Source organism: Ideonella flava (assembly GCF_051857595.1).
Lineage (GTDB): Bacteria > Pseudomonadota > Gammaproteobacteria > Burkholderiales > Burkholderiaceae_C > Ideonella.
In genome coordinates, this window is the sequence record NZ_JBPZHD010000007.1 from 136,541 (window position 1) to 157,323 (window position 20,783).

Consider the following 20,783-nt stretch of genomic DNA (forward strand, 5'->3'; position numbering starts at 1 on the left):
CCGGGGAATCCGGCATTGTAGGTAAGGACCCTTGCGGGACCTGTCACGCGGCAGCCCGATGCGACAATCCCGCGCCACCTATGACCCGCTGGATCGCGCACCTCAAGGCCCAGGCCTACTTCCTCGGACTCGGCCTGGTCAACGGGCTGCACGGGTGCCTGCCTTTCGTGCTGCGGCCGCTGCTGTACCGCGCCTGCCGCTTCGACATCGACCGCACGGCCACGCTGCAGGGCGGGATCCGCTTCTTCCACGTCCGTCGCCTGCGCATCGGGGCCCACACGCTGGTCAACCGCGGCGTCTATCTCGACAACCGGGCCGGGCTGGAGATCGGCCGCAATGTCTCGATCGCCCACGACGTGCGCATCTACACCCTGGGCCACGATCCGCATGACCCCGATTTCGCGGTCAAGGGGGCCGCTGTGCACATCGACGACCACGTGGTCCTTTTCGCCGGTGCCATGGTGATGCCCGGCGTGCACCTGGGCCGGGGCTGCGTCGTGATGGCCGGCGCGGTCGTCACCAAGGACGTGCCGCCTATGCGCGTGGTGGGCGGCAACCCCGCGCAGGACCTGGGCGAGCGTCGCGCCGAGCCCACCTACACCCTGCGCCGCCGCTACTGGCTGGCGCACTGACCGTGGCGCACTCGGCCGGGCAGGGCGCGCCGCGACGCATCGCGGTGCTGGACGGGGGCTCCTTCGTGCTGCCGTACGACGAACAACTCGTGGCTGCGCTGGCCCGGCGCGGCGCCCAGGTCAGCTTCTTCGGATCGATGACGCGCTACAACGGCCCGTGCCTGGACGAAATGCGCCGCCTGCCGGGCGTCCGCGTGGTGACGGCCGCAGTGTCCGGCTCGGTGGCGCCGCGGTGGCGTGGCGTGCTGGCCTATGCAGGCCTGCTGTGGCGGCTCTGGCGTGAACGCCGCCGGTTCGACGTCGTCAACCTGCAGTTCAGCGTGTTGTGGCCGCTCGAGTGGCCGCTGCTGTACGCGTTGCGAGACCAGCTCGTGTTCACGGTTCACAACGCCGTGCCGCATGGATTCACCGGCCAGCGCCACCGCCCGACTCAACGCATCGCTGAACTGGCTCGCACGCTGGTCTTTGCGAGCAGCGCGACCCAGGACGACTTCATCCGCCGCTACGGTGCGGCCTTCGCGCCCAAGTCGGTCGTGCTGCCGCACGGCCTGCTGCCCACCCTGCCGGGCGAAGGTCCCAGGCCCTACCGGCCGATGGCGCGCCCCTCGGCGCTGGTCTGCTGGGGCACCGTCAAGCCGTACAAGGGCGTAGAGGTGTTCGAGGCGCTGGCCCGCTCGCCTGCAGTGAAGGCGCGTGGACTGGGGCTGGAGGTCATCGGCCGATGGGACCATGTCTTGCAGCCGCTGCGCCGCACGCTGGAAGCCCTCGGCGTCCGTATCGACGACCGCTACCTCGATGCCACGGCGCTGCAGCAGCTGTTCTCGCGGGACGTGGTGTTCGTCCTGCCCCACGCCGCCGCCACCCAGTCGGGCGTTCTCTACACCCTGCTGCATGCCGGCTGCCATTTCATCTGCAGCGACAGTGGCGACCTGGGCGACTTCATGCGCCGCCACGGCCTCGCCGACCTCGTGATGAAGGAGCGCACCCCCGAAGCCGTGCTCGCCTGCCTGGACCGCCTCGCCGCCGAGCCCGAGCGCTTCGCGCGGGCCTTCGCCGCGGCCCAGGCCGCCTGCGGCTGGGACACGGTGCTGGACCAAGGGCGGGGCGCGTATTTCGGCTGATGTCGCGGTGCGACAATCCCCGCCCTCTATGCTGCGATTGATCAAGAGCGCGCTCGCCCGCGCCGGCTACCACCTCACCAGCCCGGCCGACCGCGAGTCGGCGGCCCTGGCCGACTTGTCCGACGCCGACCGCGAGCTCATCCGCCGGGTCGACCCTTTCACCATGACGAGCCTCGAGCGCCGCGCCAGCCTGCTCGGCGCGGTCGACCACCTCGTGCGCCACGGGGTGCACGGTGACATCGTCGAATGCGGCGTCTGGCGCGGCGGCAGCATGATGCTCGTGGCGCTGGCGCTGATGGCCCGCGGCGACACCTCGCGCGACCTGTACCTCTACGACACCTTCGAGGGCATGAACGAGCCCACGGCGAACGACCGCAGCCACACCGGAGAATCGGCGGCAGCGCAGCTGGCCCGCACCACGAAGGGCGATGGCGTGTGGTGCGAAGCGGGCCTGGACGACGTGCAGGCCAACCTGTGGTCCACCGGCTATCCGCGCGAGCGCATCCACTTCGTCAAGGGGCCGGTCGAACAGACCATCCCCGGCACCTTGCCTCGCAGCGTCGCCCTGCTGCGCCTGGACACCGACTGGTACGAGTCGACCCGCCACGAGCTGACCCACCTGTACCCGCTGCTGGCGCGCCAGGGCGTGATGATCATCGACGACTACGGCCACTGGCAGGGGGCGCGCCAGGCGGTGGACGAATACTTCGCCGCCGCGCCGGTCTTCCTTCACCGGGTGGACTACACCGCGCGGCTGATGGTCAAGCACGAGGGCGCGTGAGCGTCCGCCAGGCCGTCGCGATGACGAGCGCCGCGTCATCCCCGTCGCTGCGTCGCGCGCTCCCGCCGGTGTACGCGGCGGCGGCCCTGCGCCTGATCGGGCCGCTGCTGCTGCTGCCGCTGATGGCCTCGCGCACTGGTGCGGCAGAGTTCGGCCGGCTCGGCTTCATCCTGGTCTGGGCCGCGCTGCTGTCCACGCTGGTCGAAGGCGGGTTCCTCGCCGCGGCCACGCGGCTCGCAGTGGTGGCCGATGACGCGGGCCGTGCGGCGATCGCCCGCCAGGTCTTCACGGCGCGGGTGGTGCTGAGCCTGCCGGTGCCGCTGCTCGCCATCCTGGCCGCTGCCTGGGCGGGCAGCCCGCAGACGCGCTGGGCCGACACGCTGTGGATCGCCGCGCTGGCCGTCGCCATGGGCTGGCCGGCCGCGTGGTACCTGCAGGCCAGCCAGCAGCTCGCGGCCTGGTCGCGAGTGGAGGTGGCGCTGCAGGCGACGTTCATCGCCGCGGTCTGGGCCGTCGCCGACAGCGTTGGCCACTACCTGGCGCTGCAATTGCTGCTGTCCGGCGCGTTGGCGGTGCTTGGTTGGTGGTGGCTGCGGCGGGATCTGTCCCGCACCAGCGGCCATGCCCAGGCGCTGTGGGCGCGCGACGAGCTGCTGCCGGGTCTTCGCCTCGGCTGGACCATGCTGCCCGTCTCGCTGGCCGGCGCCGCCTACTCCTTCGCACTGCCCGCCGCGGCATCGAGCCGAATGAGCAAGGCGGACCTGGGCACCTACTACATGGCCGATCGCATCGTGCGCTCGCTGCTGGCGGGCGCCGAGCCGGTGTTCGCGCTGGTCTATCCGCGCATCGTGGGCCTGTTTGCCGGCGAGGGCGGTGAGCGGCGCGCCTTGCGCTACGCCCTGCGCTGGTCGGTGGGCGGCTTGGTGGTCGGGGCGGCGCTCTACGTTCTGCTGCTGGCCGCGTGGCCCTGGGCGCAGACTTGGCTGGCGCGGGATGGCCACGGCTTCGCGCCGGGCGCGGTGCAGGCCGTGGCGACGGTGCTCGGACTGTTGCTGCCGCTGCTGCTGGGCTGGAAGTTCATCGGCTACTGGATGCTGGGCAGCGGCCGCTACGACCGGGCCTACCGCGCCTGCGTCGTCGTCGGCGGCATCGCCGGCGTGGCGAGCGCGCTCACGGTGGGCGGCCAGGCAGGCGCCCTCGGCCTGGCCTGGACGGCCCTGGCCGTGGAACTGACCGTGATCGCCGTCGCACTGGCCGGTGTCGGCCTCACCGCGCGCCTGCGGCAGCGAGGCTGAAGGCAACGAGAACCATGGGCATAGACATCCACAACCTGAACTTCCTCGCGCATGCGCAGGACCGGGGCGTGCGCTTCGAGCGCACGCTGGCGATCGGACGCCAGGCGGTCTTCGTCGAGCCGGGTGACCTGCAGGCGCATCGACTGCGCCGTGGCCTGCCGCCGCTGAGCGAGGTGCCGGCGTACTTCGAGCCCGTGCTGACGCAGTGGTTCGGCGCTCGCGAGGCCGACGCGGTGGATGCCTCGCCGTACGAAGGCGCTCGCCTGATCCACGACATGAATGCGCCCTGGCCAGCACAGAGCCCGGAGCGCGGCCGCTTCGACGCGGTGCTGGACTTCGGCTGCCTGGAGCACGTCTTCAACTTCCCCGTCGCCTGGCGCAACTGCGTCGACCTGTGCCGCGTGGGAGGCCACGTGCTGCATGCCTTGCCCGCCAACAACCTCAGCGGCCACGGCTTCTACCAGTTCTCCCCCGAGCTGTTCTTCAACCTCTACCAGCCCGAGCGCGGCTTCGAGCTGCTGGATGTCTTCTTCGCCCTGAAGGCCGATCACCGCCATTGGTGGCGCGTGGCGAGTCCGCTGGCCGTGCGGCGGCGGGTGAACCTGTGCAACAGCCACGAGGTCTACATGCTGGTGCTGGCGCGCAAGCTGCGAGAGCCGGGTGAGTTGCCGCCGCCCCAGCAGTCCGACTATGCGAAGGACGAATGGCTCAAGTCGCCGGTCGCGCCGGTCGCCGCGACTGTTTCGCGGCCGCGCGCCGCACTGCGTGTGCTGGAGGCGCTCGGCTTGCGTGACACGCTGCGCGGCGCGCGCGAGCGGTGGCGGGCGATGCGGCGCAGCGGCCTGGCCTTGCCCGCGCCCGACTACACCCGCGTGGACGTGGCCCGCCTGATCGGCCGCGCGGGCTGACCATGGCCACCACGCCGCACGTCATGCTCGCCTGCGAATCGCTCGCGCTGGCCGGCGGCGTGGAACGGTTCGTGTGCGGCCTGGCGAACGCTTTCTCGCGGCAGGGCATGCAGGTGAGCGTCGCCACCGCGGCACCGCTGCCGGCCGACTGGCCCTATCCGCTGGACGAGGCCGTGACCCGCCTCGGTGGACTGCCAGGCAAGTCGGGCCGGCTTGACGGTGTCGCGGGGCACGAGTCGCATGGGCAGATCCTGGTGACCCAATGGCGCATCGGCCGCACGATCGCCCGCCTCGCATGCGAGGCCCGACCCGACGTGCTGATCCTCAACGGCCTGACCACTGCGGCCTCCGTCCTGCTGGCCGACCGCTCGCTAGCGCCGCGAACCATCTGCTGCGACCACAACCATTTCGACGCGCGGTCCAGGCCGTGGCGCTGGCTGCGCGCGCGGCTGTATCCGCGGGTCGCCGCGGTGGTGAGCCTGACCGAGGCCGATGCCGCTCGCTTCCGGGCGCTGAACCCTCGCACCGAGGTGATCCCCAATGCCTCGGCGCTCAGTGCCGAAGGGCCGTCACTGCCGCGCGATCCACGGGTGCTGGCGGTGGGCCGCCTGGTGGCGCAGAAGGGCATGGATCTGTTGCTGGCGGCCTGGCCGCAGGTGCTCGCCTCGGTCCCGGGTGCGCGGCTGCGCATCGTTGGCGACGGGCCGCTGCGTGCCGGCTTGCACGCCCAGGCTGCTGCGCTGGGCATCACGGGCAGCGTCGAGTGGGTCGCCCACAGCGAGCGCATGGCGGACCAGTACCGCGCCGCGGCCGTGTTCGTGCTGCCTTCGCGCTACGAAGGCATGCCGCTGGCGCTGCTCGAAGCCCAGGCGATGGGCGTGCCCTCGGTCGCCTTCGACTGCCCCACCGGGCCGGCCGAAGTCCTGTCGGCCGACACCGGCCTGCTCGTACCGCCGGGCGACACGGCGGCCCTGGCCCGATCGGTGGTCGAGCTGCTCGTCGATCCTGCGCGGCGGCAGACGATGGCCGAGGCGGCATTGGCGCGCCACCGTGCGATGTTCAGCGCCGAGCGGCAGGTGGCGCGCTGGACGGCCCTGGTGCGCAGCGTGGCCTCGCGCACGCACGGGCGGGGCCTGGAGGTCGCGGCATGAGCTGTGCACGGCCGCTCCGAAGCAGCTCGCTCCCCCTCGGGGGGGCGGCCCGCAGGGCCTTGGGGGCGACATGAGACTGGTGTCGATCATCGTCCCGTGCCGCAACGAGGCGCGCTACATCGAGGCCTTCTGCCGCAGCGCGCTCGCCCAGGAGCTGCCGCAGGGCGCTCGCCTGCAGCTCGTCATCGCCGACGGCCTGAGCGACGATGGCACGCGAGATCGCCTGGCGCAGCTCTGCGCCGCGGACCCTCGCATCGTGTGGATCGACAACCCCGGGCGCATCGTTTCCACCGGCCTGAATCAGGCGCTGGCGCGGTCGGAAGGCGAGGTCATCGTGCGCATGGACGTGCACACCGAGTACGCGCCGGACTACGTCGCTCAGTGCCTGGCGGCGCTGGAGCAGACCGGTGCAGACAACGTCGGCGGCCCCTGGCACGCGGTGCCGGATGCGGATGCCGAACCGATGGCCCATGCCGTGGCCGCGGCGTTTCAGTCGCGCTGGGTCGCAGGCGGGGCAGCCTCGCGCGCGCTCGATCACAGCGGCTGGGTCGACACGGTCTATCTCGGCTGCTGGCCGCGCGCGAGCTTCGAGCGCTTCGGCCTCTTCGACGAGTCGCTGGTGCGCAACCAGGACGACGAGCACAACCTGCGCATCACGCGCGGTGGCGGGCGGGTGTGGCAATCGGCGGCCATCCGCAGCGTGTACCGGCCCCGCGCCTCGCTGGCGGCGCTGGCGAGGCAGTACCTGCAGTACGGCTACTGGAAGCCTTTCGTGATGAAGAAGCACCGGCAGGCGGCCTCGTGGAGGCAACTGGTGCCAGGCGCGTTCGTGGCCGCGCTGGTCGTCGCCGGCGTGCTCGCGCTTGTGGGGCTCGCCACGCCGCTGCGATCGCTGGTGGCGTTGTACGGCCTCGGCGTCGCGGCCATGTCGGCGCTGGTGATCCGGGAAGCGCATGCGTCTATCGGCTTCGACTGGCACGCCGCCGTGCGCGTGCCGGTCGCGATCGCCGCCTACCACCTGAGCTACGGCGCCGGCTCGCTGCTGGGCGCCTGGGATGCGTGGCGCCATGGCCGCGGGCGCGAACGCTTCGCGGTGCTCACCCGATGAAGGCGGATACGCGCCCGGACGAGACCGATCGCGTGCGCGAGCGCTACTCGCGCCGGGCGTCGCATGACGTGCGCTACTCGCTGCTGAACCCGGCCGCGCTCGCCGCGCTGCAGGAGCGCCAGCGAGCGCTGCTGAGGCTGTTCGCCGGCCTCGGGTGGAGCGAGCTTTCCGGCCTGGATCTCATCGAGGTCGGCTCCGGCAGCGGCGGCAACCTGCTCGATTTCCTGCGCTTCGGCTTCGCGCCCGAGCGCCTGGCCGGCATCGAGCTGCTGGCCGATCGCCACGCCGTCGCGCGCCATGCATTGCCGGAGTCGCTGCGACTGATGAACGGCAACGCGCTGGAGCTGCTGCCGGCGCTGGCACCGGCGGACGTCGTGTTCCAGGCCACGGTGTTCTCCTCGCTGCTCGACGATGCCTTCCAGGAGCAGCTGGCCGAGGCCATGTGGTCCGCCGTCAAGCCCGGCGGCGGCATCCTCTGGTACGACTTCACCGTCGACAATCCGCGCAACCCGGACGTGCGCGGCGTGCCCCTGTCCCGCGTGCGCGCGCTGTTCCCTCAGGGCCGGCTGCAGGCCCGCCGCCTGACGCTGGCGCCACCGCTGGCGCGCGCGGCCGTGCGCCTGCACCCCGGCCTCTACACTGTCTTCAACACATTGCCGTTCCTGCGCACCCACCTGCTGTGCTGGATCGCCAAGGACTGACATGCCCGAGTCGCTGCCCTTCCTGCCGTTTGCGCTGCCCGAGATCGGCGAGGAGGAGATCGCCGAGGTGGTCGACACCCTGCGCTCCGGCTGGGTCACCACCGGCCCCAAGGCCAGACGCTTCGAGCAGGCCTTCACCGAGTTCCTCGGCGACCCCGCCATCGAATCGCTCGCGGTGAACTCGGCGACTGCCGGCCTGCACCTCGCACTCGAAGCCCTGGGCGTCGGCCCGGGAGACGAGGTCATCACCACCACCCACACCTTCACCGCGACCGCCGAGGTGGCGCGCTACCTCGGCGCCGACGTGAAGCTGGTCGACATCGACCCGGGCACGCTGTGCATCGATATCGATGCGGTCGAGGCCGCCATCACGCCCCGCACCAAGGCCGTCATCCCCGTGCATTTCGCCGGCCTCGCGGCCGACATGCCGCGCCTGCTGGCGCTGGCCCGGCGGCACGGCTTGAAGGTGGTCGAGGATGCCGCCCACGCCCTGCCCACCACCAGCGCCGGCCGGCTGGTGGGCACGCTGGAGTCGGACGCCTGCGTCTTCAGCTTCTACGCCAACAAGACCATCACGACGGGTGAGGGCGGCATGGTCGTCACGCGCGACCCGGCGCTGGCCAGGCGCATGAAGGTGATGCGCCTGCACGGCATGAGCCGCGACGCCTTCGACCGCTTCACCGCCACGGTGCCGAGCTGGTACTACGAGATCGTCGCCCCCGGCTTCAAGTACAACCTGACCGACATCGCTGCCGCGCTCGGCCTGCACCAGCTCAAGCGCCTGCCGGCCTTCCAGAAGCGGCGCGAGGAGATCGCGGCGCAGTTCCATGCCGGGCTGGCCGACCTGCCGGTGATCCTGCCGCCCGGGCCGGCGGCCGGCGACGCGCACGCGTGGCACCTTTACGTGCTGCGTTTGGCAGAGGGCGCGCCCATCGGCCGGGATGCGCTGGTCGAGCAGCTGTTCGCCGCGGGCATAGGCTGCAGCGTGCATTACATCCCGCTGCACCTGCAGCCGTACTGGCGCGACCGCTACGGCCTGCGGGCCGAGGACTTTCCGTGCTCGCAGCGCGCATACGAGGCGATGCTGAGCCTGCCGTTGTACACGCGCATGACCGATGCCGATGTGCGGCGTGTCGTTGCCGCGGTGCGCGCTGCGCTGGGTGCCTGACGCTGCATGGCCAAGCGAGTGTTCGACCTCGTCTGCGCCGCGCTCGGGCTGTTGCTGCTGGCGCCCTTGCTGCTCGTGGTCGCGCTTTGGGTGAGGCTGGACTCGCCGGGCCCGGTGTTCTTCCGACAGGAGCGGGTGGGGCGCTTCGGGGTGCCGTTTCGGATCCACAAGTTCCGCACCATGAGCCATGAAGCGCCGCACGGGCCGCAGATCACCGTGGGCGCCGATGCCCGCATCACGCGGGCCGGGGCCTTCCTGCGGCGGCACAAGCTCGACGAGCTGCCGCAATTGATCGACGTCCTCAAGGGCGACATGAGCCTCGTCGGGCCGCGGCCCGAGGTGCCGCGCTACGTGGCGATGTACCCGCCCGGGCTGCGCGAGAAGGTGCTCTCGGTGCGGCCGGGCATCACCGATCCCGCGTCGCTGCAGTTCCGCGACGAGAGCGGACTGCTGGCGCGGGCCGCGGACCCGGAGCGCGAGTACGTCGAGGTGGTGATGCCGGCCAAGCTGAAGCTGGCCGCGCAGTACGTCGAAAGCGCCAACCTGGCGACCGACCTGAAGTTGATCGGGCGCACCGTGCGCTTGTTGTTTTCCCATGGCTGAACCGCAAGCTTCGTCCCCCAGCGTGTGGCTGCGTCTCGAGCGCGCGATGGCGCGCATCCGTCCCTACCGGCGGCCTTTGTCGCTCGTCATCGACGCCGTGGTGATCGTCCTGTGCTGGAACCTCACCTACCTGTTCCGCCTCGGCTTCGAGCGCTGGCTGTCGGCCCGGCCGGCGTACGACCTTGCGGTGATGGCGGGCGTCACGGCGCTGTACCTGATCGTGTTCATCGCGGTCGGCGTACCGCGCGGCATGTGGCGGTTCTCGGGCTTCGACGAGGTCGGCCGGCTCACCATCGCCTGCGGCCTGGCCGGCCTCGCCAGCGCGGTGGTGGTGCTGATGTTGCAGCTGCGCGAAGTGCCGCGGGCGGTGCTGGCGCTGCACCCGGTGCTGTCGCTGATGGGGCTGTGCATGGTGCGCATCGCCTATCGCATGCTCTACGAGCACGCCCGGGCCCGAATCGCGGGGGGCACGGCCGACATGCGCCGGGCCATCGTCTTCGGTGCCGGCGATGCGGCGCGGCGCCTGCTGGCCGGCATCCACCGCCAGGGCTGGATCGTGCTGGGCCTGCTCGACGACGACCCGGCCAAGCAGGGCGCGCGCGTGGCCGGCGTGCCCGTGATCGGCCCGCTGGACGCGGTGCTCGACAAGGGCGTGCGCGGAAGTGCGACCCATGTCATCGTGGCCATGCCGTCGGCCAGCGCGGCCCAGCGCCGGCGAGCGGTGGCGCTCGCCAGCGAGGCCAGGCTGCCGGTGCTGACGGTGCCCTCGGCCGAGGAGCTGAGCAGCGGCGGTGGCTCGGTCGACCGCCTGCGCGACATCGAGCCGGAGGACCTGCTGGGCCGCGAGCCGGTCAGGCTGGACGAAGCCGGCATCGCGGAATCCCTGGCCGGCAAGACCGTGCTGGTGACCGGCGCCGGCGGCTCGATCGGCAGCGAGCTGTGCCGCCAGGTGGCGCGCCTCGGCCCGGCACGCCTGGTGCTGTACGAACTGTCCGAGTACAACCTGTATGCGATCGAGCAGGACCTGGGTGAGCGATTCCCGGCGCTGGAGCTGGTGCGGCTGATCGGCGACGTGAAGGACCTGGATCACCTGCGGGTCGCCTTCGCGCGGTGGCGGCCGCAGGTCGTCTTCCACGCCGCGGCCTTCAAGCACGTGCCGCTGATGGAGGAGGACCACAACGCCTGGGCGGCGCTGCGCAACAACACCCTCGGCACCTACCACGCCGCGCTGGCCGCGGCCGAGCACCGGGCCGAGCGCTTCGTGTTGATCAGCACCGACAAGGCCGTCAACCCGACCAACGTGATGGGGGCCACCAAGCGCGCGGCGGAACTCGTGGTCTCCGCGATGGCCGCCGAGCATCCGCGGACCCGCTTCATGGCGGTCCGCTTCGGCAACGTGCTCGGCTCGTCGGGCAGCGTGATCCCGAAGTTCAAGGAGCAGATCGCCAAGGGCGGCCCGGTGACGGTGACGCATCCGGACATCACGCGCTACTTCATGACCATCCCCGAGGCCACCCGTCTGGTGCTGCAGGCCGCAGCCATTGGGGAGAGCGGCCAGGTGCTGGTGCTGGACATGGGCGAGCCGGTGAAGATCCTGGACCTGGCGCGCACGATGATCCGGCTGGCGGGACGCAGCGAACGGGAAGTGCCGATCGTCTTCACCGGCCTGCGCGCGGGCGAGAAGCTGTACGAGGAACTGCTGGCGGACGGCGATGCAACAATACCGACCGCCATACGGCGATTGCGAGTGGCCAGGCTGGGGGGCGGGCCCAGCCTCGTGAACCTGCGACAATCCCTGGTTGCGCTTGAGTCAGCCGGCTCGCCTTCATCCGAATCCGTCGTGCGCGACGTGCTGGTCCGCTGGGTGCCCGAATACCGGGCGGCCGGCTGAGGTCGAGACGTCGCCGTTGCGGCCTTTCGCCCCCACGAACATGCAACCGATAGAGATCCGCTCTCCGTACCAAGTCCAGAAGGACGTGCTTTACGCGCTGATGCTGAGGGAGTTCTCCGCCCGCTTTGCCCGCAGCCGGGTGGGCTTCTTCTGGGCGCTGATCGAGCCGATCGCGCACGTGGCGTTCCCGGTGATCATGTTCGGTTTCATCATCGATCGCCACGTGACGGGATACGACTACCCCGTCTTCCTGCTGTACGGGCTGCTGCCTTACTTCCTCTTCCGTAGCATCTGCATACAGACGATGGAAGGCGTGAACACCAGTCGCGGATTGCTGTCCTACCGCCCGGTGCACCTGATCGATGTCATCTTTACCAAGGCCCTTTTCACGCTGGCCCTGGAGTCGGTGCTGTTCCTGATCATCGCCTTGGCGCTGACGATCTTCTATGGCTACGACCTGGTGCCTGCGCGCCCCATCGAATGGATGACGCTGATGGGAGGAGTCGTGGCGTTCAGCCTCGGACTCGGCATGGTCTTCGCGGCGATCTCGAGCTTCATCCCGGACACGCGCGCCGTCATACGGGTCTTGTTCATGCCGCTGTACCTGGCGTCCGGCGTGGTCCTTCCGGTGGCGCGATTTCCCTCGCAGGTCGTGGACGTGCTGGCTTGGAATCCCTTGCTGCATTGGGTCGAGGCCAGTCGCGATCTGGGCCTGCCCGACTACGTGTCCATGGACCAACTGTCCTACCGAGTGGTCTTCTTCACCGGAGCTGTCGCGCTCTTCGTCGGCCTGGCTCTCTACCGGCTTCGCCGCCTCAGTCGGGTGACCACCTGATGATCCGGGTCGAAGGGCTCACGAAGAGCTATCTCACCTTGCGAGGGCGCAAGACCATCTTCCGCGACTTGTCCTTCGAGGTGCCCGAAGGCGTCAGCGTGGGACTGATCGGCCGCAATGGTGCCGGCAAGTCGACGATGATGAACCTGCTGGCCGGGGTCGATCTCCCGGACAGCGGGCGCATCGTGACGCCTCAGCGACTGTCCTGGCCGGTCGGCCTGTCCGGCGGCATGGTCACCTCGGCCACCGGACGCGAGAACGTGCGCTTCGTGTGTCGGCTTTACGGGGTGCGGGGGGAGGCCATGAAGCGCGTGGAGAACTTCGTCGCCGACTTCGCGGAAATCGGCGAGTGGTTCGACATGCCGGTCGCCACCTACTCGTCCGGCATGCGGGCACGCGTGGCCTTTGCAAGCAGCATGGCCTTCCAGTTTGATTACTACCTGATCGACGAGGTCATGGGCGTCGGAGACGCACGTTTCAAGGCCAAGAGCCGCGTGCTGTTCGATGAGCGCATGAGGTCGTCCAAACTGATTTTGGTGTCTCACAGCATGAAGCTGATACGTGCGATGTGCGAGGTGGTCGTTCACCTCGATGCCGGCCGGGCAACGGTCTATCACGACGTCGAGGCGGGCATAGCCGCTTACGAACGCATGGGAGGCAAGGGTTGAAGCACATGCTCAAGCGGCTGACCGCCCGCAACCTTTCGTTGGTCCTCATCGCGCTTCCGACGCTCTTCGCAGCGGCCTACCTCTACCTGTTCGCAGCGGATCGCTACGTCAGCGAGTCGGTGATCACGATCAAGCAAAGCGGCGACCAACCCATTGGCCTGGCTGGCCTGGCCTCGATCTTTCAGGTCAGCGGCGCCAATTCGCACTCCGACCTGCTGCTCTTGCAGTCCCACGTCCAATCCATGGACATGCTCCAGCTGCTCGACAAGCAGCTGGACCTGCGCAAGGCCTACGGCGCCCCCCGGCTGGATGTCCTGCTTCGGCTGTCGCCGCGCGCCACCAGCGATGACTTCCTGGCCTATTACCGCGATCGCGTCGACGCCCACTTCGACGACGCCACCGGGCTGCTGACTTTGCGCACCCAGGGCTTCACGGCAGAGGAATCGCAGAAGATCAACCGAGCCATCGTGGCGGCCAGCGAGAACTTCATCAACGAGATCTCGCAGCGCCTCGCGAGAGAACAGATGAGCTTCGCTGCTTCCGAACTGGCCAAGTCTTTCGACAAGTATCGCCAGGCCAAGCTGAAGATGCTGGCGTTCCAGGAGCAGAACCGGATGCTGGACCCGGCCGCGCAGGCCCAGGCCAGTTCGGCCCTGACGCTGGAGCTGCAGTCGCGCCTGACGAAGCTCGAGGCCGATCTGAAAGCCGCCGAAGCCTTCATGGATCCGAGCTCGTACCAGGTCAAGGCGATGCGGCAGCAGGTCGATGCGCTGCGCGAGCAGATGGCCAGCGAAGGTGCGCGCGGGACTTCCGGGCGGGCCGGTGCGCCCCGCCTGAACACGCTCGCGGGTGAGTTTCGCGAGCTGCAGATCGAGTTCAATTTCGCTGAGGAGTCCTTCAAGGCAGCGACGATCTCGATGGAGACCGCGCGGCTGGAATCGACTCGCAAGATCAAGAGCCTGGTGCTGGTGGCTTCGCCCACGCGGCCGGAGAAGGCCGAGTATCCGCGCCGGCTCTACGACCTGACAGCGTTGGCGCTCGCCTTCTTCCTGGGGTTCGGCATCGTGAGGCTGCTCGTGGCCACGATCGAAGATCACATCGATTGACATGCCGAACAGAGAGCAGGGCGTCCCATGAGTTGGCGTGACGACCGCTATTGGGCGGCGGCGTTCAAAGCGGCCCTGGAGGCCGCGGACGATGCGGAGCTCGTGCTCGTTCCCTCCGAGTTTCTGGGAGAGCACCCCCGCTTCGTGCCGCTGGAGTATTCGTGGGGCTTGCGACACGAGGGCCGCCGCATCGCATGGTGCTGCAGCAAGGATGATGCGCACCGGCTCGCCCCCTGGGTCCATGAGGAGCATGCCGAGCGGAGGCATTGCCGCTGGGCGAACGAGGTGTTCGTCCTGTGCGGCCGGTTCGGCTGGTCGCAAAAGGCCTCGTGGCTCAGCGTGCGGCATTGGCAGGTTTGGCGCGAACGCGTTGGCGACTACCTGGCCGGCCGCGGCGACCCTGAACACGAGTTCCGCGCGGCGCCTGGCGCGCGCCACGGCAAGGGTCCCCGGGTGCTCGTCGTCGGCGCCTCGGGCATGGGCAACATCGGAGACGACCTGCTGGCCTATGTGCTGGCCGATCTTCTGCGACGGCATGCCAATGCGCGCGTGTGGTGGAGCGATTCGGATGTCGCGCCGGGCCACCTGAAGCGCTTCGACGCCGTCGTGGTCGGCGGCGGCGGGCTGATCTATGCCAGCCGGGACGGGCGCAACGAAACGCAGAATCTCGCGAACTACCTGAAGTTCGGTCCGATGTGCAGGCTGGCGGGCGTGCCGGTCGCCATGATCGGTGTGTCCGACCAGGACCACGCCGGCGGCCTCGATCGCGACGATGCGACGCGAGAGTTCGCCCGCGCCTGCGTCCCCTTGTTCCATCGATCGACGACGCGCGATGCGTCCAGTACCGAACTGCTGCAAGGACTGGGATTGGCCGAGGTTCACACCGGTCCCGACCTGCTGTTTGCATGGGCGTTGCGCGCGCGCCGGGCCACACGGCCCAGCCTGCATCAACCCGCGCGTCTGGCCATGGCTGGCGAACTGCTGGACAACGTTCACGTGGTGGCCGGCCTGAATGATCCGGGCTCTGCGCTCGTCCGGGTGCTGGCCGGCCAGCAGGTTGACCTGCTGCTGATGTCGAACGATGACGTGTCCCATGCCAAGCGGCTGTCGCCGCTGCTGCTCAAGCTCGGCTGCACGGCGTCCATCCAGGACTTCCGCGGCGCGCCGTTCGAGAACCTGGTGCACGGCTTCTCTCAGTACCGCGGCTTGATCACGACTCGGTTCCACGGTCTGGTGCTCGCCATTCTTTGCGACGTGCCCGTGTTGGCGCTGGACGGCCCCGAGGGCAAGAAGACGCGCCTGCTCAGAACGGTGTCGGACGGAGATTGCAAGCTCCTGACCACCGACGTGGATGTGACCCAAGGAGTGACGCGCCTGGCGCAGGCCGTCGCCGGAGACCTGCATGTCGTGGGGCGTCCGCGCGCCGATACATTTTCGGCCCGCGTCAGCGTGCACGTGGCCGCGCTACGCGAGCTTCTGGCGCCGTGGGGCGGTGGGGATTCCGACCAGCAGGAACAGGACCAGGGGCTGGACGTGGAGCCCTTGCCGCCGATGCCTGATGCCGGTGAGCGCTATCGCGTGGGCGGGCTGGTCCGCAACGCCAGCGACAAGGGCGGTAGCGTCGCGCTCTGTTGGGCTGCGTCCACGAAGGACACGCAGGGCTATGGAAACCTCGGCGATTCGCTCAGTGCCGTGATGGTCTCGGCGCTGTCGGGCAGGCGTGTCCATCACGTCGGTTTCGACAGGCCCGAGACGAAGCTGGTGGCCGTGGGCAGCATTGCGCACGCGATTCGCAACGGCGAAGCCGTGATCTGGGGCAGCGGCGTGTCCATCCGCGGCGGTGTGCTTGCCGGCAGCGTTCCTCGCACGCACTACGACGTTCGAGCCATCCGGGGGCCGATAAGCGCCAGGCATCTGCGCGATTTCGGCATCGCGGTGCCCGAGGTCTATGGCGATCCGGTCTGGCTTCTGCCTTCGATATTCGACGAGCCGGTCGAGAAGCGCTACGAGCTGGGTGTGATCCCGCACATCCAGGACGTGCAGGGGTTCGGGCCTGATGCCCGGCCGCCGGCTGATTCGCTGCGTTTCCATATCGACCCATCCGATGCCGGCTCGGTGCTGCTGATCAACACCTGGCACGAGCCGACCTGGGACGGCATCCGCAAGACGCTTCGGGCGATCCTGTCGTGCAAGCGGATCGTGTCGCAGAGCTTCCATGGCGTGGTGATCGCCGAGGCATATGGAATTCCGGTGCTGAACTACCGGCAGATGGTCAACGTGCCAAACGGCCCGCTGACCATTTCGCTGGAGGAGGACTGCACCACCGATCCCCGCATCTGGGAGTTCTACCGGGGAGGGCCGCGCAACGCTTTCGAGATGTATTCGCAGCGGCGGGAGGAGCGCTCGGACTGGGAGGCGGTGATCCGGGCGATCGATCAGCGCTGGGAGCCGTTCCGGTATGACGCCTCCGCGCTGGTGGAAAGCTTTCCCCTGCCTCTGGCTTACGACCCCCTCGTCTCGCGCATCCCGGATGCCGGGCGACTGAAGGGGATGCGATTCTGATGACAGGGCGGAACAAGATGCCGGAACAACGCCACACGGATTCAACTGCGGCTTTCGCGCCGTCGCAGCCACCGACGCTGCCTCGCCGCGCGGGGCGACCGCTGCAGGTGCTCATCGACGGCTTCAACCTGTCCCTGGACAAAGGCACGGGCGTGGCGACCTACGGGCGCAACCTCAGCCACACGTTGAAGGACATGGGGGCCAACGTCGACGTTCTCTACGGTGCCCCGATCAAGGCCAAGCACGACGACCTCCTCAAGGAGGTGATGTTCTTCGACGCGACGCCGCCGCCGCTGCACAGGATCATCAAGACGTTGCGCATGGTGCGGGCGATCGGCTTTCGCAACGGCCACCGCGCCTTCCGGATTCCGGTCACGGGCGCGGTGGTGACTCAGGGGGTCATGTCACGGCTGCCGCGCTTTGACCGTCTGTGGAATGCCTATCGGGTGTTCGATCGCGGCGCGATCAAGTTCGACATGTTCCGCTCGCTGCAGCGCATCCGCCTGCCCGAGGCGCCGGATATCGTGCATTGGACCTATCCATTGCCGATGCGCGTGGCGGGCGCCCCGAACATCTATACGCTGCACGACCTGGTGCCCTTGCGCCTGCCCTACACGACGCTGGACCGCAAGGCCGGCTACCTCGCGTTGATGCAGTGGATCGCGCGCACGGCAGACCACATCGTGACGGTGTCCGAAGCTTCGCGCCGGGACATCATCCAGTTGCTCGGCGTGCCGGAGGACCGGGTGACCAACACCTACCAGGCCGTCCACGTGCCGAGGGAACTCGCGGAAGTCGACGACGACACGGTCGCTGATACGGTGGGGCGGAATTTCGGCCTGGAGCCGCGGGGCTACTTCCTCTTCTACGGCTCGATCGAGCCCAAGAAGAACGTGGCGAGGATCATCGAGGCGTTCATGTCGGCCAACGTGGGCTCGCAGCTGGTGATCGTCGGGGCGCGCGCCTGGCGTTCCGCGCTCGAGACCCGGCTGCTGGAAAGTGTGCCGACCGCGGATCGCCGGGTGCGGCGGATCGAGTACTTGCCGTTCCCGGCGCTGATCCACCTGATCCGCGGAGCGCGTGCAGTCGTCTTTCCCTCGTTATACGAGGGCTTCGGCCTGCCCGTGCTCGAAGCGATGCAACTGGGCACGCCGGTCATCGCATCCACCGCGAGTTCGATTCCCGAGGTCGCGGGCGATGCCGCACTCCTGGTCGATCCCTACAGGACCGAAGCCATCGCCGAAGCGATGAAGCGGCTGGATGCCGACGATGACCTGTGCTTCGAACTCGGGGTCCGGGGCCGCCGGCAGGCGGAGAAGTTCTCCGAGGCCGCCTACGCCCAGCGCCTGGCGGCCCTCTATGCCCGGCTGGTTTGAAGGCGGGCTGAATCGGTTGCTGCGCCGCCTGCGTACCGCCTTGCGGATCGGCCCGAAGGATGCCGGCGCGGCGATGGCGCGCTGGTGGCCGCAGGCGGTCCTGCCGGGCAGCCCGTCGATCGGCCCGTCCGTTGCCTGGAAGGCCATCACCGCGCAAATCGTGAGCCAGGGATGGCTGCATCCTGCGGGAGCGTGGGCGCTGGCCCGCGGTCATGTCGACTTGGCCATGGAACTCGCCACACGCGCACTGGCGGCGCGCCATGACGCTGCCACGCTGAGGCAGGCGTGTCGCATTGCCTACGAGGCGGCCCGGCTCAAGGAGGCCGCGGAATGGGCCAATGCGCTGGAGGCGGCGTCGCCGCCGGGTGAAGGCGACCGGCGCCTGATCAGCGCCATCCGCGAAAGATGCGCCGTGATGGCGCGCCTGGGGAATCCGCCGGGTGTGGCGGCTTGCGAGCCGATCCCCGGGCGCGTGCTGGCGCTGCTGGCCTATCGGCTGCCCTATACCTCCAACGGCTACGCCACCCGCTCGCACGGGCTGCTCACGGCGCTGCGTGAACGCGGATGGGAAGTCATGCCCTACAGCCGACCCGGTTATCCCGAGGATGCGGGGCACTCGGTGGGGGGCGAACTCCCCTTGCGCGATCGGGTGGGGGGACTCGACTACGGGCGCATGCCGCGTTCGACCCGTCGCACGCTGGGCCACATGCCCTATCTGCTCGCCGCGGCGGACGAGGTGGGGCAGTTCGTCGCCGAGCTGAGGCCGGCGGTGGTTCATGCCGCGTCCAACTACATGACGGCCCTTCCGGCTTGCATCGCAGCGCACGAGGCCGGCTTGCCCTTCGTCTACGAGGTTCGCGGCTTCTGGGACGTCACGCGCGTCAGTTCCAACCCGGATTTCGCCTTCACCACGGAGTACCGGTACCTGCGCCATTTCGAGAGCGAACTGCTGCGACAGGCCGATGCGGTGGTCACCTTGACGCAAGCCATGCGCAACGAACTCATCCGGCGGGGCGCGCCGGCGGACCGCATTGAAGTGGCCCCGAATGGAGTCGATGTGCAGACGCTGCAGCCCCGGCCGCGCAGCGCCGAACTGGCCCGGCGCATCGGCCTGCCGGCGGATCGTCCGGTCATCGGGTACGCAGGGTCCTTCGTCGACTACGAGGGACTCGACGACCTTGTCCTGGCGTGCGCGCAATTGCGCCGCACCGGCAGGACGTTCCATTTGCTGCTGGTCGGCGACGGCTTGCACGAGGAGGCCATCCGGCGGGCCATCGATGAGAACGGGATCGCTGACCAGGTGAGCCTGCCCGGGCGGGTCGCGCACGAGGATGTCCCGGACTACTACGCGCTGATGGACGTCTGCGCCTTTCCCCGCAAGGCGTGGCCCGTGTGCGAACTGGTGTCTCCGTTGAAGCCCTTCGAGGCGATGGCGCTGGGCAAGCCGATCGTGGTGTCCAGCGTGGCGGCCATGGCCGAAGTCATCGACGAAGGCGTGAACGGGCGCGTCTTCGCCAAGGGCAGCGTCCAGGAGCTTGCAAAGGCGCTGGAGCGCCTGCTTGACGATCTTCCAGAGGCCCGCGCCATGGGGCATCGGGCTCGGCAATGGGTCGAAGCCCGACGCGGCTGGCATGCCTCTGCCGAGGCCGTGGAGCGTGCCTACGCAGCGGCGGCGGCCCATCGGGCGGCCGGGTGATGTCGGCGATAATTACCGGTTTTGCAGGGAGCAACTTTCAAGATGAAGGTCCTCACGGTCTTCGGCACCCGGCCGGAAGCCATCAAGATGGCGCCCTTGGTCAAGCGGCTGGAGCAATCAGCCGGGTTCGTGAGCAAGGTGTGTGTCACCGCCCAGCATCGCCAGATGCTGGACCAGGTCCTGGAGTTGTTCCAGATCCGTCCCGATCACGATCTGGACCTGATGCGGCCGGGGCAGGATCTCTACTCGATCACCAGTGACATCCTGCAGTCGATCCGTTCGGTGTACGAGTCCGAGAAGCCAGACATCGTGCTGGTTCATGGCGACACGACGACCACGTTCGCAGCCTCGCTGGCCGCTTTCTATCAGCGCATTCCGGTAGGGCACGTCGAGGCGGGCCTGCGCACGGGCAACCTGTATGCGCCCTGGCCGGAAGAGGCCAACCGAAAGCTGACCGGCGCACTGGCGCGCGTGCACTTCGCTCCGACCGTGGCCTCGCGCGACAACCTCTTGCGGGAGAACGTTCGACCGCAGTCCATCGTCGTGACGGGCAACACGGTCATCGACGCACTGCTCGCGGTCAAGGCCAAGCTCGAGCAAACCGATTCGCTGCGCGCCGACATGGCGCGTCGCTTCGACTACCTTCGCAAGGACGCGCGCATGCTGCTCATCACCGGGCACCGGCGCGAAAACTTCGGTGGCGGCTTCGAGAGGATCTGCCAGTCGATCGCTGACCTGGCACGCCGCTATCCGGACATGGACCTCGTCTACCCGGTCCACCTGAATCCGAACGTGCAGGAGCCGGTGAACCGGCTGCTTTCGTCGATCCCCAACGTGCACCTGATCGAACCGCAGGACTACCTGCCGTTCGTCTACCTGATGGCGCGCTCCACCTTGATCCTCACTGACTCGGGCGGGGTGCAGGAAGAGGCGCCGGCGCTGGGCAAGCCGGTGCTTGTGATGCGCGACACGACTGAGCGCCCCGAGGCCGTCGACGCCGGCACGGTCCGGCTCGTGGGAACCGACGTCGAGCGGATCGTCTCGAGCATCAGCGGCCTGCTGGACGACCCCGAAGAGTACCGGCGCATGAGCTTCGCGCACAACCCGTACGGCGACGGCCGTGCTTGCGAAAGAATCGTCGGCGAGCTGCCGACTTGCCTCAATTGAATTGCAGGGCCCTC

Annotated in this window: 18 protein-coding genes; all 18 read left to right on the forward strand. The window is 68.9% G+C overall.

Translation table 11 applies throughout. The annotated features are described in order from the left end of the window. The first annotated feature begins 80 nt into the window (after positions 1 to 80). The 18 genes from ACS5PM_RS16520 (at position 81) to wecB (ending at position 20,769) form a co-directional block, all read left to right on the forward strand. The gene (locus tag ACS5PM_RS16520; RefSeq protein WP_439388752.1) at positions 81 to 632 is read left to right on the forward strand and encodes an acyltransferase; all 552 of its coding nucleotides are present in this window, start codon (positions 81 to 83) and stop codon (positions 630 to 632) included. Positions 633 to 634: 2 nt separating this feature from the next. Continuing rightward, positions 635 to 1,753: a glycosyltransferase gene (locus tag ACS5PM_RS16525; RefSeq protein WP_439388753.1), complete on the forward strand. Its 1,119-nt coding sequence runs from the start codon at positions 635 to 637 to the stop codon at positions 1,751 to 1,753. 28 nt (positions 1,754 to 1,781) lie between these two features. Continuing rightward, positions 1,782 to 2,534 (forward strand): TylF/MycF/NovP-related O-methyltransferase, encoded by a 753-nt coding sequence (locus ACS5PM_RS16530; protein WP_439388754.1) that lies wholly within the window; start codon positions 1,782 to 1,784, stop codon positions 2,532 to 2,534. After that, positions 2,531 to 3,829 (forward strand): oligosaccharide flippase family protein, encoded by a 1,299-nt coding sequence (locus tag ACS5PM_RS16535; protein WP_439388755.1) that lies wholly within the window; start codon positions 2,531 to 2,533, stop codon positions 3,827 to 3,829. The genes ACS5PM_RS16530 and ACS5PM_RS16535 overlap by 4 nt, the downstream gene beginning before the upstream one ends. A 14-nt stretch (positions 3,830 to 3,843) precedes the next feature. Continuing rightward, positions 3,844 to 4,737 carry a class I SAM-dependent methyltransferase gene (locus ACS5PM_RS16540; RefSeq protein ID WP_439388756.1) on the forward strand — a complete coding sequence of 298 codons (894 nt, stop codon included), beginning with the start codon at positions 3,844 to 3,846 and terminating at the stop codon, positions 4,735 to 4,737. Between the two features lie 2 nt (positions 4,738 to 4,739). Then, positions 4,740 to 5,888, forward strand: coding sequence for a glycosyltransferase (locus ACS5PM_RS16545; protein WP_439388757.1), 1,149 nt, complete (start codon positions 4,740 to 4,742; stop codon positions 5,886 to 5,888). A gap of 70 nt (positions 5,889 to 5,958) precedes the next feature. Further along, the gene (locus ACS5PM_RS16550) at positions 5,959 to 6,996 is read left to right on the forward strand and encodes a glycosyltransferase family 2 protein (protein WP_439388758.1); all 1,038 of its coding nucleotides are present in this window, start codon (positions 5,959 to 5,961) and stop codon (positions 6,994 to 6,996) included. Next, the gene (locus ACS5PM_RS16555) at positions 6,993 to 7,697 is read left to right on the forward strand and encodes a class I SAM-dependent methyltransferase (RefSeq protein ID WP_439388759.1); all 705 of its coding nucleotides are present in this window, start codon (positions 6,993 to 6,995) and stop codon (positions 7,695 to 7,697) included. Before ACS5PM_RS16550 ends, ACS5PM_RS16555 begins: the two co-directional genes overlap by 4 nt. Position 7,698: 1 nt before the next feature. Then, a complete protein-coding gene (locus tag ACS5PM_RS16560) occupies positions 7,699 to 8,865 on the forward strand; it encodes a DegT/DnrJ/EryC1/StrS family aminotransferase (protein ID WP_439388760.1) in 1,167 nt (388 codons plus the stop codon). Between the two features lie 6 nt (positions 8,866 to 8,871). Next, a complete protein-coding gene (locus ACS5PM_RS16565) occupies positions 8,872 to 9,468 on the forward strand; it encodes a sugar transferase (RefSeq protein ID WP_439388761.1) in 597 nt (198 codons plus the stop codon). Further along, a complete protein-coding gene (locus ACS5PM_RS16570) occupies positions 9,461 to 11,359 on the forward strand; it encodes a polysaccharide biosynthesis protein (RefSeq protein WP_439388762.1) in 1,899 nt (632 codons plus the stop codon). Before ACS5PM_RS16565 ends, ACS5PM_RS16570 begins: the two co-directional genes overlap by 8 nt. Positions 11,360 to 11,399: 40 nt before the next feature. Further along, on the forward strand, positions 11,400 to 12,194 hold the full coding sequence (locus tag ACS5PM_RS16575) for an ABC transporter permease (RefSeq protein WP_439388763.1): 795 nt from the start codon (positions 11,400 to 11,402) through the stop codon (positions 12,192 to 12,194). After that, positions 12,194 to 12,862 carry an ABC transporter ATP-binding protein gene (locus ACS5PM_RS16580; protein WP_439388764.1) on the forward strand — a complete coding sequence of 223 codons (669 nt, stop codon included), beginning with the start codon at positions 12,194 to 12,196 and terminating at the stop codon, positions 12,860 to 12,862. Before ACS5PM_RS16575 ends, ACS5PM_RS16580 begins: the two co-directional genes overlap by 1 nt. A gap of 5 nt (positions 12,863 to 12,867) precedes the next feature. Continuing rightward, positions 12,868 to 13,968 carry a KpsE/RkpR family capsule polysaccharide export protein gene (locus ACS5PM_RS16585; protein ID WP_439388765.1) on the forward strand — a complete coding sequence of 367 codons (1,101 nt, stop codon included), beginning with the start codon at positions 12,868 to 12,870 and terminating at the stop codon, positions 13,966 to 13,968. 27 nt (positions 13,969 to 13,995) lie between these two features. Then, on the forward strand, positions 13,996 to 16,530 hold the full coding sequence (locus ACS5PM_RS16590; protein WP_439388766.1) for a polysaccharide pyruvyl transferase family protein: 2,535 nt from the start codon (positions 13,996 to 13,998) through the stop codon (positions 16,528 to 16,530). Between the two features lie 17 nt (positions 16,531 to 16,547). Then, positions 16,548 to 17,906 carry a glycosyltransferase family 4 protein gene (locus ACS5PM_RS16595; RefSeq protein ID WP_439388767.1) on the forward strand — a complete coding sequence of 453 codons (1,359 nt, stop codon included), beginning with the start codon at positions 16,548 to 16,550 and terminating at the stop codon, positions 17,904 to 17,906. Then, positions 17,890 to 19,602: a glycosyltransferase family 4 protein gene (locus ACS5PM_RS16600; protein ID WP_439388768.1), complete on the forward strand. Its 1,713-nt coding sequence runs from the start codon at positions 17,890 to 17,892 to the stop codon at positions 19,600 to 19,602. The genes ACS5PM_RS16595 and ACS5PM_RS16600 overlap by 17 nt, the downstream gene beginning before the upstream one ends. A gap of 42 nt (positions 19,603 to 19,644) precedes the next feature. Further along, the gene (wecB, locus tag ACS5PM_RS16605) at positions 19,645 to 20,769 is read left to right on the forward strand and encodes a non-hydrolyzing UDP-N-acetylglucosamine 2-epimerase (protein WP_439388769.1); all 1,125 of its coding nucleotides are present in this window, start codon (positions 19,645 to 19,647) and stop codon (positions 20,767 to 20,769) included. Positions 20,770 to 20,783 lie beyond the last annotated feature (14 nt).

Bases quoted from the DNA above. Each gene is read 5' to 3' on its own strand.
- ACS5PM_RS16520 (WP_439388752.1), top strand. From the start codon at position 81: ATGACCCGCTGGATCGCGCACCTCAAGGCCCAGGCCTACTTCCTCGGA.
- ACS5PM_RS16530 (WP_439388754.1), top strand. From the start codon at position 1,782: ATGCTGCGATTGATCAAGAGCGCGCTCGCCCGCGCCGGCTACCACCTC.
- ACS5PM_RS16540 (WP_439388756.1), top strand. From the start codon at position 3,844: ATGGGCATAGACATCCACAACCTGAACTTCCTCGCGCATGCGCAGGAC.
- ACS5PM_RS16545 (WP_439388757.1), top strand. From the start codon at position 4,740: ATGGCCACCACGCCGCACGTCATGCTCGCCTGCGAATCGCTCGCGCTG.
- ACS5PM_RS16550 (WP_439388758.1), top strand. From the start codon at position 5,959: ATGAGACTGGTGTCGATCATCGTCCCGTGCCGCAACGAGGCGCGCTAC.
- ACS5PM_RS16555 (WP_439388759.1), top strand. From the start codon at position 6,993: ATGAAGGCGGATACGCGCCCGGACGAGACCGATCGCGTGCGCGAGCGC.
- ACS5PM_RS16560 (WP_439388760.1), top strand. From the start codon at position 7,699: ATGCCCGAGTCGCTGCCCTTCCTGCCGTTTGCGCTGCCCGAGATCGGC.
- ACS5PM_RS16565 (WP_439388761.1), top strand. From the start codon at position 8,872: ATGGCCAAGCGAGTGTTCGACCTCGTCTGCGCCGCGCTCGGGCTGTTG.
- ACS5PM_RS16570 (WP_439388762.1), top strand. From the start codon at position 9,461: ATGGCTGAACCGCAAGCTTCGTCCCCCAGCGTGTGGCTGCGTCTCGAG.
- ACS5PM_RS16575 (WP_439388763.1), top strand. From the start codon at position 11,400: ATGCAACCGATAGAGATCCGCTCTCCGTACCAAGTCCAGAAGGACGTG.
- ACS5PM_RS16580 (WP_439388764.1), top strand. From the start codon at position 12,194: ATGATCCGGGTCGAAGGGCTCACGAAGAGCTATCTCACCTTGCGAGGG.
- ACS5PM_RS16585 (WP_439388765.1), top strand. From the start codon at position 12,868: ATGCTCAAGCGGCTGACCGCCCGCAACCTTTCGTTGGTCCTCATCGCG.
- ACS5PM_RS16590 (WP_439388766.1), top strand. From the start codon at position 13,996: ATGAGTTGGCGTGACGACCGCTATTGGGCGGCGGCGTTCAAAGCGGCC.
- ACS5PM_RS16595 (WP_439388767.1), top strand. From the start codon at position 16,548: ATGCCGGAACAACGCCACACGGATTCAACTGCGGCTTTCGCGCCGTCG.
- ACS5PM_RS16600 (WP_439388768.1), top strand. From the start codon at position 17,890: ATGCCCGGCTGGTTTGAAGGCGGGCTGAATCGGTTGCTGCGCCGCCTG.
- wecB (WP_439388769.1), top strand. From the start codon at position 19,645: ATGAAGGTCCTCACGGTCTTCGGCACCCGGCCGGAAGCCATCAAGATG.